The organism is Nocardia sp. NPDC059240, from assembly GCF_042753865.1.
GTDB lineage: Bacteria > Actinomycetota > Actinomycetes > Mycobacteriales > Mycobacteriaceae > Nocardia.
In genome coordinates, this window is record NZ_JBHZAC010000017.1 from 76,893 (window position 1) to 91,805 (window position 14,913).

Below are 14,913 nucleotides of genomic sequence, written 5' to 3' on the forward strand. Positions count from 1 at the left end.
CATCGCCGCGTTCGTCGGCTACCGTTCGGTCCGCTCGACCGAAGTTGGGGGCAGATGTACAGCGAGAACGAGGACCTCTCGAACCATCCGGATCTGATGGGGTCGGAATGGGCGGGCCGGATCGCCCGCATCGAAAAGCAGCATTCGCGGCGACAGCGCTGGTCGGGGCGGAACCGGCAGGCGCGCAAGTGGTTACCGGTCGGCGCGGTCCTGGTGGTCGTGCTCGGCGGCTGGATCGCGTTCAATCACCCGAACATCGGTGGTGCGGTGGGGGTGCAGAGTTCGGGGACACCGACGACGACCTCGACGAAGCGTGCACCCGAGACCGCGCGGGTGAATCTCAATATGCCGTTTCTGAACACCCCGGCGGCGGGGTGGGCGGATGGCGCGGACGGCTACGTGGCTCCCGTGGCCGCGCCCGTCGGCGGTTATGACGCGGCCACGGTCGCGTCGGCCTATGAGCGCACGCGGCAGTTGCTGATCGCACAGCGGGTGAATCGTGCGGCGATCACCTCGAACGACACCGGACAGGTGCTGGGACAACTGGCACCCAAGATGCGGGAATTCGCGGAAGGGGAACTCCGCGACAAACCACAGGCGACCACCGGCTTCTACGTGACCGCGATCGCGCCCGGGCAGGTGCTGCTGCCCGCGCAGCCGAAGGTCTACGGCAGCATGCAGGCTCAGCTCAACGAAGAGGGCGAGCTGGCGATCCACACCAACTATGTCGTCGCGTACGCCTTCGATCCCGGTGATCCGCAGCGGATACACCAGGCCATGGACATGATCGTGGTGCAGCGCTGGGAGGTGGACTACACGTTCGCCAATGCCACCAACGCCGCCGGGCGGCCGTGGGTCGAGGGCACGCAGGGGATCTGGTTGCGTAATGCCAAGGGCCACACCTATTCGGGCGATTGCACGTGGGGCAACAAAGGATTCCTCGCGCCTTCGTTCGCGAAGAGTCAGAGTCCGGGTGCCGCGCCGCCGGAACACAATGCCGACTACTACTTCGACCCCACCCATCCGATCCCGACCGGCGACAATTGCCACTGATCGATAAATAGCCGAATTGCATTGCAATGCAACGCTTTTCGTTCATTCCCAGTGAGACTGATACCGTGCATTATGACCAGCCGCCCGCGTGACCGCGATGTCTTCGCGCTATGGGGAAAACTCGTAGCCCACCACCGCTTTCTGGTCCTCGGTCTGGTGGCGGCCGCGCTGCTGGCGCTGGGTGGCTACGCCTGGGGATTCGAAGGCCGGCTCAGTGCGGGCGGTCTGGACGATCCGGGTTCGGAGTCCTCACAGGCGGCGAATCTGGCGGCCGCGGCGTTCGGTGCGGATCATTCCGCGGACGTGGCGGTGCTGTACACCGCACCCGAGGGGTCGACGGTCGACGATCCCGACCTGGTCGCGGCGGTGGCCGAGAATCTGAACGGTCTCACCCAACGGTTCCCGAACGAGATCACCGGCGTGAACGCGGCGTACTGGCCCGCCGTGCACACCACCAAGGGCAATTCGGCGAAGCTGGCCACCGAGGACCGCACGCATGCGCTGGCGCTGATCGCGTTGAAGGACTATGGGGCGCAGGACTATACGGCGGTGAAGGACGCGTTCGCGGTGCCCGGCGTGCAGGTGCAGGTCGGCGGGTTGCAGCCGGTGTCGGTGGCGTTGACCGACACCATTGCCGCCGATACCCATCGCATGGAGTTGCTGGCCATTCCGGCGGTCGCGATCCTGCTGTTCTTCATTTTCGGTGGCGTGGTCGCCGCGTCGCTGCCGCTGCTCATGGGTGTGCTGACGGTGTTGGGCGCGAACGGGATCGTGCGGTGGATCACCAACTTCACCGAGGTGAATTCGTTCGTGGCGCCGGTGGTTTCGATGATCGGGCTGGGGTTGGCCATCGACTACGCCTTGTTCATCGTGAGCCGGTTCCGGGAGGAGGTGGCGGCCGGGTACGACACGTCCACGGCGGTGCGCCGGACGGTGACGACCGCGGGGCGCACGGTGTTGTTCTCGGCGACCATGATCGTGGCGAGTCTCGGTGGGATGCTGTTGTTCCCGCAGGGGTTTCTGAAGTCGATCGCGTACGGCGCGATCGCGACCGTCACGCTGGCGGCGCTGACGGCCGTCACCATCCTGCCCGCGATGCTGGCGATCCTGGGGCGGCGGGTGGATGCGCTGGGTATCAAGCGATTCCGCCGCGCCGATGCGGCCCGGGATGTGGAGAACAGTTTCTGGGGCCGGTCGACCTCCTGGGTGATGCGGCATCCGCGGGCGATCACGGCGGTGCTGATTCTCGGGCTGCTGGTGTTGATCGTGCCGGTGCGCAATATCGCGTTCGGTGGGTTCAGCGAGAAGTATCTGCCGCCGGACAACGCTATTCGGGTGGCGCAGCAGCAGATCGACGCCAACTTCCCGTATCGCAAGTCGGATCCGATCGAGTTGATCATCGTCTCGAAGGACAGCACGCAGGTCGGGCCGCTCATCGCGCAGGCGAGTCAGGCGCCCGGCATTCTGCCCGCCGGGTTCGAGATCCCGACCCGGTCGCAGCTGCAGCCGGATGTGTTCCGCACGGCGGCGTATCTGGTCGATTCCACCAAGTACGACAAGACGATCGACTGGCTGCGGAAACTGCCGGTGCCCGACGGGGTGACCATGATGGTCGGCGGTGTGCCGACGGTGCAGCACGACGCCATCTCCGCGCTGCTGGATCGACTACCGCTGATGATCCTGCTGGTGCTGGCGTTCACCACCTTGCTGATGTTCCTCACCTTCGGGTCGCTGGTGCTGCCGTTGAAGGCCGCGTTCATGAGCGTGCTCGGCCTCGGCTCCACGCTCGGCATCCTCACCTGGATCTTCACCGAGGGCCATGGTTCGGGCCTGCTCGATTTCACCCCGCAGCCGATCCAGGCCAACATCCTGTTCCTGATCATCGCGATCGTCTACGGCCTCTCCACCGACTACGAGGTATTCCTGTTGTCGCGCATGGTCGAAGCCCGCGCCGCCGGCGCGACCACCGAGGAGGCCATCCGCTCCGGCACCGCTCACACCGGCCGCATCATCACCGCCGCCGCCCTGATCCTCCTCGTCGTCACCGGCGCCTTCGCCTTCTCCGACCTCGTGCTGATGCAGTACATCGCCTACGGCATGATCGCCGCCCTCCTCATCGACGCCACCGTCCTGCGCATGCTGCTGGTCCCCGCCACGATGAAACTCCTCGGCGACTACGTCTGGTGGGCGCCCCGCTGGATGAAACGCATCCAACGCCGAATCGGCCTGAGTGAACCGACATTGGTCGAAGAGCCCGAAAACCTCCGCTCCCCCGAATTAGCCGACGCCCGAAGCTGATTCGGCACCGGGGGAAATGGTGACAAGTTTCAGAGGCTGGTCGAGGTGGCACTGGGCGGCCGTCAGCGCCCTGCTGGCGGCCGTGGTTGTTCTCATCACGGTCGCCGTGCCCACCTTGTCCCGGCTGGAAGCCCGCCGGATCAACCGCTCGAATGTCGAGGCAGCCGAAAATGCCGCATGCGGTTACGCGACAACCCTGCTCCGCTACGGCATTTGGTCCGCCGACCGCTTCGACTCCTACTCCGCCGCGATAAGCCAGGGCGCCACCGGATCCTGGCTCGCGGCATGGGACAAACAGAAACAGAGCCTGCGCGACACAATGCTGACAACCCGCGCCTCCTCCCAGGTATGGGGTGCGTGGTGCACGGTCGACTCGCACACGGCCGACACCGCCCACGTCTCCACGAACGTCCCCCACACCCTGGCAAGCGACACCGCCCACGAACCCCGCCACGGCGAACTGCAGTACGTTCTGGACCTGCGAAAGGTCAACGGCCGCTGGCTGTGCGAGGGCCTCACCCCTCCGATGATCGACACATTCGCGTCGGCCGCACCGAGCTGAACGATACGTTTCGCTAGGATTGCGGCATGGAGAGTCGTGGTGGGGATCGAGTGTCCGGCGAAACCGTAAGGCGTTCGGTAGTTCTGGCCGGGGGCGGCGTTGTCGGGACGGCGTGGATGGCGGGGTTGGCCGCTGAATTGCGCCGCCGGGGAATCGATTTGGGTGCGGCGGAATCGATTGTCGGCACGTCTGCGGGTGCGATCATCGGGGCCGCGCTGGTGGTGGGGAGGGATCTGGACTCGTTCGCCGATGATCCGCGGCCGCCGGGCTATTCGGAACCGCCCGCCGTAGTGAAGCGTGAAGCAGTCGGCGCCGCCTTCGCGATAATGGCGGACCGGACGATGGATCCTGATGCCAGGCGGCGCAAGATGGGCCGGATGGCGATGGCCGAGGAGCCGGCGCAGCCGTCGGATATCGCGGAGCTGGAGTGGCTGGTCGATGGCAACGAGTGGCCGGATCACCGGCTTCGCGTGGTCGTCGTTGATGCGGAAAGTGGCGAGCGGCTGGTGTGGGACAACGGCTCCGGCGTGCCTCTCGCGAGGGCTATCGCCGCGAGCCGTGCATTCCCTGGACTCCAACGGCCGGTCGTCGTCGAAGGTCGCTACTACATCGATGGCGGGGTATGGTCGGCCACCAACGCGGACCTCGCCGTGGCCTCGAACATCCTGCTGGTCGTGGAACCGCTGGCGTTCCGGATCCCGCCCGAACAGCTGCAGGCCGAGCTCGCGACAACCAGCGCCGACAGGGTCGTGCATTTCCACCCCGACGCGGCCACCGCCGACGTATTCACCTCGTTCGCAGCCAATCCGGACCCGCTCGCGAGCTGGCCACACGCATTTCGGGGCGGCGTCCGCCAAGGGGAAGACCTGGCAAAACAATTGATCGATGCGGGCTGGTAGGGGCTCGTTGGCGCACGCTCGGGCTGGTCGCTGTGGAGTAACTGCGGTAGCTTCGGGGCATGGTCGGCAACGTGCTCGCACTCGTTCGGCGATTTCCCGGTGGCAGTGACCGATTGGGTAGCTTGTCGGTGGGGCTGGCCGTCGTCGTGACGGTTTGTCTTGCCGGACACCATGTCCGGGCCGCCGAGGAAGTCCGGTTGCGAGCTCAACTGACCGAGCTCCAGAGTAAGGCGGGCGAGCTCTCGCGCTCGGTGGTGTCGGTGCATGCGCCCGGCAATGGCGTCGGCTCGGGAATCGTCCTCGACAGCACCGGCCTGATCCTCACCAACAGCCACGTGGTCGACAAGTCCACTCGGATCACGGTCGTCGACTCGACCGGCACCCACTCCTACCCGGCCACCCGCGTGGGCTTCTCCCCCGCCGACGATGTCGCCCTACTGAAACTCGATGCCCCGGCCGATCTTCCGCCCGCCCAACTCGACGCGTCCCGGCACGTCGAACCCGGCGACCCCGTACTCGAGATCGGCTACGCCGAAGCCCGCCCGCTCCCCACCACGAGCACCGGCACCGTGAACTCGCTCAACCAGCGCACCCAAGCCAATACCAACACCGAATCCCCATCCTCGGTCCTCACCGGCATGATCGCCCTCGATGCCGTTGCCGCCCCCGGTGATTCCGGCGGCGCCGTCTACGACGCCGACCACCGGGTAATCGCCATGATCACCGGCATCAGCCCCGACAACCCCGTCACCTTCGCCATCCCCATCGACCGCGCCACCCGCATAGCCCGCACCTGGGCCACCTGGTAGCTCCCGATCTAGTGTGGCCACATGGAAACAGCCAGGATCTGGTCGGTGACATCGACAACGCCGACCATTGAGGCCGCCCAGACCATCGCCCGCACCGCAGTTGCCGAACGCCTGGCCGCCGGTGCCGAGATCACGGGCCCTGCCATCTCGGTGTTCTGGCACCTGGGTGAGCTCGGCGAAGGCCAGGAATGGCGAGTGACCTTGCGAACGGCGGCTGCGAGCCGTGACCGCTTGGCGGCCCGCATCGCCGAGTTGCATCCATGGGACAGCCCAGAAATCACCGCGACCCCGATCGACTGGTGTATCGACAGCTACGCCGACTGGGTCGAAACCACCACGGCCCCAGCGAGCTAGGCCCATCCGATGACACTGTTGGTGTACTTCAACCAGATTCACAATTCTCCGACCGTGGTGGAGTACCAGTTCGGCGAGACCAGGGACGCCCTGTCCCGAACGCTGACGATCGAGAAAGCCACTCGACGCGTCCGCACTGCCCAACCGGACGACGCAATGTCTCGAACGACGGCCGGCCATATCCTGAGACGAGCCGCCCGCGCCAACACTTGGCCCGAGAACGGAGTGATCGCCTCCTGAGCCACGAAAGCCACGGCGAGGCGACTCGAAATGGGCCACTCAGCGGACGATTTGATCAGCCGGTGGCGGGTGCCCTACATTGACTGGCGTTGTTTGCTCTCTGTGGGGGAATTCGTGTTCGGGCTGTATGTTGTGCTGCTGTTTGTCAGCGGAGTCATTGTGGTCGGCTTGGCGTTCATGCCATCGGCACTGAATATCGAGGTGCGCGCCTTCTACGGTCTGGTGGGTCTCGCATTCCTCGGCTACGGCATCTACCTAGCGGCCTTCTTCCACACTGGCGAATACCGGATCTTCTTCTGGGTATTCATCCTCCCGGTCACCATGTTCCTCAACGCCATGCGCGCAGCGGACACCAGCGACCCCACCGACCAACCCGCACGCCGCCGCACAACCACGCCCCGTCCACGCCGCGCGCCCACCCCGCACCGCAGTCCCGCCACCCGCGACCGCATCGCCGCCCGCAAGGCCGCTCAACTGGACGCGATCCGCGCCAAGCACACCAATTCAACGGACGCCCAATAGCTTTGAAATCGTCCAACAGAATTATCGAGATCTTCGACCGCGTGATCGCCGATGGGCTGAAGCCGGAGTCGATGACCGGTGCCACCGACCACCAGATCGATGCGTTTGCCAACGAGCAGGGCGTGAGAGATGTGCCTGCGGCGTTTCGCCAAGTGTTGCGGCTGATCGGTGTTCGGCGGGGACTGTGGTTCGCCGGTACCGCATTCGGCATCGGTTCGATCGATGGCGCTTCGAAGCGAGAGGCCCTCGCGACACTGTCGCGCTTCACCGACCCCTTCACCGATTCAGCCGGACTTCTGGTGCTGGCCGACCATCAGGCCTACCAGTATTACGTCATCGACGGCGCCTGCCTCACCGAGCCGGACCCCGCCGTCTGGATCATCAGCGAAACCGACGGCGTCGAACAGTGCTGGCCATCGGTGACGAGCTGGTTCGACTCAGCTGATCCCGACGTCGGACGCTACGTGAAGAGAATGCAGATGCTCCGAGACCATGGGAAACAGAGCAAACTGACCTTTTCCGAGTTCCTCAACCTCGAACCCGACGATCGAGGTACATCCCAATAGTGTGCTGGGGCAGGAGGATTCGAACCTCCACCGACCGCTTCCAAAGAGCGGTGTCCTACCGTTAGACCATGCCCCACCGTGCTTGATTAGATTTCCACGCACGGCGCATACACGGCAACGGATTAATCGGTCGGATGACTGCGAAGCCGACGGCTACTCCGACTCCGGCGGCGCGAAAACATCGGCCCGCAAGCAGTTCCCACGGGGTTCGCGCGACAGCGGTAGGGGTTCGTCCAACACAAGTTGCGCTCCCCACCCGCCCAAACTCAGACCGTCGCTTTCCCTGGCAGCAAGGCGAGTTTCGACCTGGTCGCCGAGCAGCTGGTCGAATTCGAGAATCGTGTAGATGGCATCCGCAGCACAGCCGACCTCGGCTTCCGCATCTTCCGACGTGCTGCCGGGGTTCAGTTCGAGGTAGGCACGGCGGGCAACCGCGAGCAGCCGAGCCGCGTCCGTCACCCGAAAGTCCCGCCGATACCTCAACGAAATGTTCATCCCATCGACCAAGACCTCATTGCCGACGATTTCGTCGTCTTCACGCACACGACCACGATAGGCCGCACGCGCGAACTACACGTCCCAGCCTCTCGACGCCTCACGGGTCTCGTTCGTCGAGCGGCACATTCTTCGGGACGAAACGGTCAAATCACGTCAGAAATGTGCCACTCGACAGCCGGCGAGAATGCATTGGGTGGGATGGCTTCTCGATGTTTGTCTGCCAGGATGCATGGTCGACGCTGGGTGGTCAGCCGGGGACGAGGCCGATGCCTCGGCCGATGTCGGCGAGGGTGGAGTCGAAGAGGACATCCGGGTGGGAGATTTGGATGGGGTAGTTGTTGAAGACTTCCAGGGTTACGTGGCCGTAGAGGCGGGCCCAGAATTGGATCATGACGTAGCTGACGCCTAGGTCGAGCTTTTCCGCCGGGAACTTCTGGCCTGAATCTGCCAGTACCGCAAGGAGTTCCGTTTGGAACTTGATGAGGTCGTCGCGGAGTTCGGGCGGGATGAGATCCAGTGGGGGCGTGACTACCTGGTACTCGGTGAGGAGGCGGCCTGCGGCGCCTAGGAAGATGCGGCCTACCGGTTCGCCGAATTGCTGCATGGCGCTGGTGATTCCAGCGGAGACCGGGGAGGCGAAGACGAGGGTGAATTCGCGGGAGTGGGTCAGGGCCCAGTGGCGGAAGCCGCGGCAGATGGCGAAGAAGCGCAGGCCCGCGTCGTCGGGGAGGTCGGCGATGGCGGCCTCGAGGTCTTTGGCGAGGTCGGCGCAGACATCCGTGCGGACCGCCGAGACCAGGTTGTCGCGGGAGTCGTAGTAGCGGTAGAGCGCGGGAGCGGTGATGCCCAGCTCCCGCGCGATGGCCCGCAACGTCATGGCGTCGGGGCCCTGATCGACCAGCAGTGAGCGCGCGACGCGGCGGATGTCGGCGTCGTTGACCGCGGGCATCCGGCCTCGTCGGCGAGGTTCACTCATGCTGATCGATTCACTCCGCATCCGTGTCGAATGATTGGGGCCCTAGGTGGTTAAGGCAAGTTACCGCCTTCGGGCCCGAATCGCTCACTCGTACGCGACCTGCCAGCTCTTGATGCCGTTGAGCCAGCCGGAACGCAGGCGCACCGGCTCCGAAACCTGGTGCAGGTTCGGCATCACGTCGGCGATGGCGTTGAAGATCAGATCCAGCTGCAGGCGAGCCAGATTCGCGCCCACGCAGTAGTGGGTGCCGGTGCCGCCGAAGCCGACGTGCGGGTTGGGGTTGCGCAGCACGTTGAACTTGTACGGGTCTTCGAAGTAGTTCTCGTCGAAGTTGGCGGCACTGTAGAACATGCCGACGCGCTGGCCCTTCTGGATCAGCTGGCCCGACAGCTCGACGTCTTCCGCGGCGGTGCGCTGGAAGGCGATGACCGGGGTGGCCCAGCGGACGATCTCGTCGGGCGCGGTGCGCGGACGCTGCTCCTTGAACAGTTCCCACTGGTCCGGGTTGTCGACGAACGCCTTCATGCCGTGCGTGGTGGCGTTGCGGGTGGTCTCGTTGCCGGCGACCGACAGCAGGATCACGAACCAGGCGAATTCGTCGGAAGCCAGTGCGTCGCCGTCGATGTCGGCGTGCAGCAGGGTGGAGGCGATGTCGTCCATCGGGCAGGCGCGACGCTGCTCGGCGAGGTTCCAGGAGTAGCCCATGACCTCGGCGGTGGCGACCTTGTGGTCACCGTTGAACTCCGGGTCGTCGTAGCCGATCATCTGGTTGGACCAGTCGAAGATCTTGCCGCGGTCTTCCTGCGGAATACCGATCAGCTCGGCGATGGCCTGCAGCGGCAGCTCGGCCGCGACCTGCTCGACGAAGTTGCCGCCGCCGTTCTTCTTGGCCTCGTGCACGATGCGCTCGGCGCGGTCGCGCAGGGCGTTGCGCAGCGACTCGATCGCGCGCGGCGTGAAGCCCTTGGAGATGATCCGGCGCAGCTTGGTGTGCCGCGGCGGGTCCATGTTCAGCAGCAGGTAGCGCTGTACCTCGATCTCTTCGCGGGCGATGTCGCCGTAGAAGCGAATGACGGCGGTGTTCTCCTCGGCGGAGTACTGCTCCGGGCTCTTCGAGATCTCCTTGATGTCATCCATCTTGGAGACGGCCCAGTAGCCGCCATCGTCGAAGCCGGTGAGGCCGTTGGCCTGCGGCACCCAGAAGGGCTTGGCCTGCTTGCGAAGTGCTGCGAATTCCTCGACGGGCAGACGCTGGGCCAGCAGGTCGGGATCGGTGAAGTCGAAACCGGTGGGGATGGACGGCGCGGACACGGAACCTCCTTTGGAACACGTTCCGGTTGAGTGTGCCACGCCACACCCCGTTTGTGAACACCTATTACTAAATAGCGTTCATTTGACCCGCCGAGACCTCCGCCGAGTCCAGCCGCAGCGCCTCGTCCGCGATCTCGGCGAGCAGTCCCGGGTCGAAGCGGGCGACTACGTCGAGGCCGGAATACCAGGGGCCGACGCTCCACATTTCCGCGAGCAAGCGGCGAATCCCGAGGCGGGCGGCGGCGTGCTTGTCGGCGTGTGGGGCGTTGCCGTTCTCATCGAGGCCGGAATCGTGGTTTGCGGCGGACGCGTCGTAGGCGCGTTCTCGGGCGGCGGCGATCCGGGCGAGGGAGTTCGCGCGGCGCTCGCCCGCGATGGTGCGGGCCAAGTCGAGCGCGTAGTCGGCCTCGCCGATCACGAGCGCCACCTCGACCAGTCCGGCCGTGGCGCGGTCGCGGGCATCGGCGCTCGGGATCGCATCCAGCAACGCGGTAGCGACCCGCAGCGTCGTGCGGGCGGTGTCGGCCCCGTGGCCGACCGCCACCGCCGGAACCGTCAGCGCCAGCGCGCGAATTCGTTCCTCGGCCAAGGGAATTCGATCGCTGAAGGAAAGGGCCCGCGACTGTTGCCCCGCGCGCACGAGCGCGGCGACCACTTCACGATAGGCAACCGATCGTTCGTGCTCGTCGGATACGGCCCCTGCGATCATGGCCGCCTCGCCGAGCGGTCCGGAGCGGGCGCGCGCGGTGGCGAGCACCGAGTACACGTGCTGCGGATCGAGTTCGAGGGGTGAGAGGCCGTCTACGAGCCTGCCGATGCGGTCGGCGTCGCCCAGTGTCGCAGCCAGCAGGACGAGGTCGACTCGATCCTGCAGTGTGTCGCGGTAGTTCGCCGCGACGATGGACTGCTCGATGTCGTCGAGCAAGGGTTGCACGATCGGTGCGGTGAGGGCGATGCCCGCTTCCTCGACCATGCGTCGCATGACCGTCAGGCGGTGTCCGCGACCGGCGACCGCCTCGAAAACGCCGAGGACACAGTCGGTTCGGCCCAGTTCGGTGAATGCGGCTGCCAGGCGGCCCAATTCGTGGTCGAGCAGGTCGAGGGGCTGCGACCAGCCCGCGTAAAGGAAGGTGAGGCGACCGGCCAGCCCCGCGGCGCTGTCGATCGCGCCCGTCGCGACCAGGCCGCGGGCCAGCTTCGCCAGTGGTGCGGGTGCCGCGCCGTCGTACTCCGGACGGGCTGCGGGGAACAGTGCCCTGGTGAACTCCCAGGACGCCTTGTCATCGCCGCTGCGTACCCGGTCGAGCAGGGCCGCGAGCGTGCTCACCGCACGCGCCAGGAAACCCGAGGCGTACTCGGAGGTTTCGACATTCCGGGTGCCGAGGTGGGTGTAGGCGAGGAACCGGCAACCGCTGTCGTCGATGCGTTCGGCCAGCGCGCGGGCCCTCGGCAGATCCCCGGCGATGACCAGCGCGCGCAGCACCGTGTAGAGCGCGAAGCCGCGTTCGTAGGGATCGGTCGTCTGGTAGGAGGTGCGCTCGATCTCGGCGGCGAGGCGTCGCCCCTCATTGATCCGCGCCGCCCGCACCAGGGCAACCAGCACACCGGTGTGGATGTCGAGACCGGCTGTGCCGAGAGCGAATCGGCGGCCGAGGCCGAGCGCGCGATCGGCGTCCCCGAGTTCGAGCAAGCCGTCGACCACCCGCTCGACCGCCTGTAGTCGCGCGGGCCGCGGGTATCCGGCAAGCCGGGCCTCGACGGCATCGAGGGCTTCCCACAGTTCGGCGCGGAACCCACCGGCCACCAGGTCCGGTGCGACGCGAGCCAGCAGCCCGGCCCACTCGACCAGGTCGCTTTGCCGCTGCGCGATCGCCAGGGTCGATCCGACGCACATGGCGGCGGGCTCCGGCTCGCCCTGCGACGCCATGGCGCGGGCGATGCGGGCCAACGCCACGGCCTGGCCGTAACGGCTGTCGAGCATGCGGCCCAGCGCGAACGCTTCCTCGAAATCGCCGACGTCCGCGAAGGCCCCGATCGCGCAGCACACCATCTCGTCGCGGTGCGCGGACCCTTTGACCAGGAGCGCGTGCCGATTGATCTCGGTGATCGCGTCGTCGACCGCCGTATGCCGACCGGCTTCGCACCAGGCCGAAACCAGCCGCGCGAGAACACGAACCCGTTCCCGGGGCAGCGTGATCTCCTTCGCGAGTTCCGCCGCGCCGTCGCTGTCGCCGACATCGACGAGGGCGATGGCCAGTCGGCACCGGTCGTCGTCGGTCAGCGGGCGCTGGCTCGATTCACGAAGTCCGTCGATGAGCGCGCGATTGTGCCGCTGATCGTCGGCACTGAATTGCACGGCGACCAAGGCGATCTGCGCGCGCAGACGCCGTCCCGAACGCAGGATGCCGTCGGCCAGGCTGCGCGCCCGCGGCAGATCGCCCAGCAGCGCGACCGCGGCGGGCAACCGCACCGGAATGTTCGTGCCGCGCTGGGTCAGTCGCCGACGCCGCATGGCGAGTTTGCAGACGGCGAGCAGGTCCGGATCCGGCTCGGCGAGCCAGAGTTCGGATACGGTGGCGATCTCGGTTCGTGCGATCCCGTCACCGCCGGTCAGATCGAGCAGCCGATCGTGCCGGGCGGTGTCGAGGGCGAGATCGGTCATGCGCGCGATGTCGCCGAGTCGGCGCAGCATCGAGAAGTACCGGGTCAGCAGGTAGGTCGGGGTCCAGTTCGGCCAGCCCTGCTCGCGATAGTGCAGCGCCCAGGCGTGGATCCGATTGCGGTACTCGCCCAGCAGGACCCGCCCCAGGGCGGCTTCCGCCTCCTGCTGCAGCGTCTCGTGGGCCAGCAGGTTGATCTGATCGGCGGCGTACCGGCTGGTGTAGGTGCGGAAGGTGCGTCCGGTGACGCCCGACAGGATGGCCTCGATCCGGAAGGGCGGCTGCCCGGTGAGATCCTCGATCTCGCTGCCGGTGAGACCGTGCGCGGCCGTCACCAGGCCGAGCACTTCCTGGTCGACGACGGAGCGGTCGAGCAGTCCCAGCAGCTCCAGCCGTGCCGCCCGGCGGATATCGAACGCGGTGGCGGCGGGGTCGAGTTCGCGACGACTGCAGTCGTGCAGTGGGTGGACCGGCACGACATCCAGTGGCAGCCCGGGGTTCTCGCGCCCGGCGACGATGACGCGCAATCCCGGTCCGGGCCGCTTGGGCAGCAGCGAGGCGATGCTGGGGCGGCCGCGGTCCTCGTCGAGCCCGTCGACCAGCAGCACGATCCGGCCGCCGTCCTCGGCCGCGCGCTGCGCGGCCAGTTCGAGCAGGTGCATGCGGACCGAATCGCGGTTGCCGGTGGCATGAGTCACCGCGTCGGCCTGATCGGGCAGCAGGGCCGAGAGTTGTTCCAGCACAGCGTCGGTGAACGCGTGGTGGTCGTCCTGCGCGGCCAGCCGCGAGGTGATGAAGAACGACACCACGCGCACGCCGGCCGGCGGGTGCAGAGCGAACCAGGACATGAGCGCGGTCTTGCCCGCCCAGGGTCCGGCCTGCCACCAGACATACGATTCCTCACCGGCACAGAATTCGGCGAGTTCGGCCAGTTCGGCGGCGCGGTCGATCAGCCCGTATTCGGGGGCGAGGTCGCGGATCTGCGCCGTGTACGCGGTGGCGACGGTGTCCGGCAGACCGGCGGACCGGGCATCGCCCGCGCGTCCGGCATTCACCGCCAGCGCAACCCGGCCCGCCGTACCGCGTTCCAGGGCTTTGGGTTTGGGCAGGGCGGCCGCGGGCAGTCGCTCGCGGAGTTCGCGGTAGAGCATCGACATCGTGAGATACCGATCCTCGCTCGGCACTCCGGCACGCAGGATGTCCAGCATCATTCCGGTGAACGCGGTGCGCCCGCTATCACCTTGGGCGACAGCGAATTTCGTCTTCTCGTCGGTGGCCGTCAGCACGAACGCGCCGTCGATATCGGCGGCCTCGCGCAGCAGCTCGCCGTCGGGCGCGAGCACACCGCTGCCGAAGGCTTTGCCGCTGTGGCAGCAGTCCAGGATCACCACGACCGCCCCGCGCGCGTCCCGTTTGATGCGTGAGCGGATGACCGAGTACGGCAGGGCCGTCACATCCGCGTCGTCGGCCCGGGACCCGCTGTGCGTCAGGTGCAGCTGGTTGTCGACGACGGTCCCGTGTCCCACGTAGTAGACCAGGAGCAGCCCGCGCGCCGCGCGCGCGGCCGCGGTGATGGTGGCGGCCACCCTGGTGCCGTCCGACGGATCGATCACCACGTCGATATGCCGATCCGGGATTCCCGTCGTACTGCGCAGGAATTCGGCGAAATCTCGCAGACTGCGCTCGATTTCGGGAAACGAATCGAACCCGGAATCCTCGGCGTAGTGGGCGGCGCCGATGAGTACGGCGCGGGTGGCTTCCGGATCAGGAAGCGTCACTCTTGGTCCCACGCACCCGATCGATAATGTCGAGAATCTGCACCTGTTCGACGGCTTGCGTTCCGGTGGCGTCGATTTCGGCGCTGGCGCCGTCGGGTCCGGTGAATGTCATGCGGAGTTTGGGCCGTCGCATGCGCAGCCAGGCGACCACGCAGGTGGACAGGGCGGTGCAGAGCGCGGCGGAGTCGACGACGATGCGAATGACTTCCTCCGCGCCGAGGGTTCCGCTTCGCTCACTCCCGGCGGCAAGGGTTTTCGGGGCAGCGCGCAGCTCGTCGTCCTCGATCAACGCCTCGAACAGCGAATGCAGTTCTTCGACATCATCCTCGGATGCCTCGACGGCGAGCAGCAGTTCCACAGTCGTCCTTCCCCCGTACGTCGGTTCGC

The 14,913-nt window shown here is 66.5% G+C and carries 13 protein-coding genes and 1 tRNA gene; 8 read left to right on the plus strand and 6 right to left on the minus strand.

Going from position 1 to position 14,913, the window contains the following annotated elements:
* The first annotated feature begins 54 nt into the window (after positions 1–54).
* The 8 genes from ACFXHA_RS41190 to ACFXHA_RS41225 all read left to right on the plus strand — a co-directional run bounded on the left by ACFXHA_RS41190 (position 55) and on the right by ACFXHA_RS41225 (position 7,303).
* Positions 55–1,053: a hypothetical protein gene (locus tag ACFXHA_RS41190; protein ID WP_379366142.1), complete on the plus strand. Its 999-nt coding sequence runs from the start codon at positions 55–57 to the stop codon at positions 1,051–1,053.
* A 72-nt stretch (positions 1,054–1,125) separates the two neighbouring features.
* On the plus strand, positions 1,126–3,351 hold the full coding sequence (locus tag ACFXHA_RS41195) for an MMPL family transporter (RefSeq protein WP_379366144.1): 2,226 nt from the start codon (positions 1,126–1,128) through the stop codon (positions 3,349–3,351).
* 19 nt (positions 3,352–3,370) lie between these two features.
* Entirely contained in the window at positions 3,371–3,913 is a 543-nt protein-coding gene (locus ACFXHA_RS41200) for a hypothetical protein (protein ID WP_379366146.1), read from the plus strand.
* Positions 3,914–3,939: 26 nt separating this feature from the next.
* Positions 3,940–4,812 (plus strand): patatin-like phospholipase family protein, encoded by an 873-nt coding sequence (locus ACFXHA_RS41205; protein WP_379366148.1) that lies wholly within the window; start codon positions 3,940–3,942, stop codon positions 4,810–4,812.
* Between the two features lie 59 nt (positions 4,813–4,871).
* Positions 4,872–5,621 carry a S1C family serine protease gene (locus tag ACFXHA_RS41210; RefSeq protein ID WP_379366150.1) on the plus strand — a complete coding sequence of 250 codons (750 nt, stop codon included), beginning with the start codon at positions 4,872–4,874 and terminating at the stop codon, positions 5,619–5,621.
* Positions 5,622–5,642: 21 nt separating this feature from the next.
* Positions 5,643–5,975 (plus strand): divalent-cation tolerance protein CutA, encoded by a 333-nt coding sequence (gene cutA, locus ACFXHA_RS41215; protein ID WP_379366152.1) that lies wholly within the window; start codon positions 5,643–5,645, stop codon positions 5,973–5,975.
* Positions 5,976–6,392: 417 nt separating this feature from the next.
* Complete coding sequence (locus ACFXHA_RS41220) at positions 6,393–6,737, plus strand: hypothetical protein (RefSeq protein ID WP_379366154.1); 345 nt, start codon at positions 6,393–6,395, stop codon at positions 6,735–6,737.
* 41 nt (positions 6,738–6,778) lie between these two features.
* On the plus strand, positions 6,779–7,303 hold the full coding sequence (locus tag ACFXHA_RS41225) for an SMI1/KNR4 family protein (protein WP_379366155.1): 525 nt from the start codon (positions 6,779–6,781) through the stop codon (positions 7,301–7,303).
* Positions 7,304–7,307: 4 nt separating this feature from the next.
* On the opposite strand, the gene ACFXHA_RS41230 is transcribed toward ACFXHA_RS41225, so the two are convergent.
* From ACFXHA_RS41230 to ACFXHA_RS41255, 6 genes are all read right to left on the minus strand, one after another.
* Positions 7,308–7,379 (minus strand) — tRNA-Gln (locus ACFXHA_RS41230).
* 77 nt (positions 7,380–7,456) lie between these two features.
* Positions 7,457–7,846, minus strand: a complete 390-nt coding sequence (locus ACFXHA_RS41235; protein WP_379366157.1) for a hypothetical protein — start codon at positions 7,844–7,846, stop codon at positions 7,457–7,459.
* Between the two features lie 202 nt (positions 7,847–8,048).
* A complete protein-coding gene (locus tag ACFXHA_RS41240; protein ID WP_379366158.1) occupies positions 8,049–8,750 on the minus strand; it encodes a TetR/AcrR family transcriptional regulator in 702 nt (233 codons plus the stop codon).
* 111 nt (positions 8,751–8,861) lie between these two features.
* Complete coding sequence (locus ACFXHA_RS41245; protein ID WP_379366159.1) at positions 8,862–10,088, minus strand: cytochrome P450; 1,227 nt, start codon at positions 10,086–10,088, stop codon at positions 8,862–8,864.
* Positions 10,089–10,155: 67 nt separating this feature from the next.
* Positions 10,156–14,526, minus strand: coding sequence for a hypothetical protein (locus ACFXHA_RS41250; RefSeq protein WP_379366161.1), 4,371 nt, complete (start codon positions 14,524–14,526; stop codon positions 10,156–10,158).
* On the minus strand, positions 14,513–14,884 hold the full coding sequence (locus tag ACFXHA_RS41255) for a hypothetical protein (protein WP_379366163.1): 372 nt from the start codon (positions 14,882–14,884) through the stop codon (positions 14,513–14,515). Before ACFXHA_RS41255 ends, ACFXHA_RS41250 begins: the two co-directional genes overlap by 14 nt.
* Positions 14,885–14,913 lie beyond the last annotated feature (29 nt).

Excerpts from the sequence above, each read along its gene's own strand:
- ACFXHA_RS41190 (WP_379366142.1), top strand. The coding sequence starts at position 55 with ATGTACAGCGAGAACGAGGACCTCTCGAACCATCCGGATCTGATGGGG.
- ACFXHA_RS41240 (WP_379366158.1), bottom strand. The coding sequence starts at position 8,750 with ATGCCCGCGGTCAACGACGCCGACATCCGCCGCGTCGCGCGCTCACTG.
- ACFXHA_RS41220 (WP_379366154.1), top strand. The coding sequence starts at position 6,393 with ATGCCATCGGCACTGAATATCGAGGTGCGCGCCTTCTACGGTCTGGTG.
- ACFXHA_RS41205 (WP_379366148.1), top strand. The coding sequence starts at position 3,940 with ATGGAGAGTCGTGGTGGGGATCGAGTGTCCGGCGAAACCGTAAGGCGT.
- ACFXHA_RS41195 (WP_379366144.1), top strand. The coding sequence starts at position 1,126 with ATGACCAGCCGCCCGCGTGACCGCGATGTCTTCGCGCTATGGGGAAAA.
- cutA (WP_379366152.1), top strand. The coding sequence starts at position 5,643 with ATGGAAACAGCCAGGATCTGGTCGGTGACATCGACAACGCCGACCATT.
- ACFXHA_RS41210 (WP_379366150.1), top strand. The coding sequence starts at position 4,872 with ATGGTCGGCAACGTGCTCGCACTCGTTCGGCGATTTCCCGGTGGCAGT.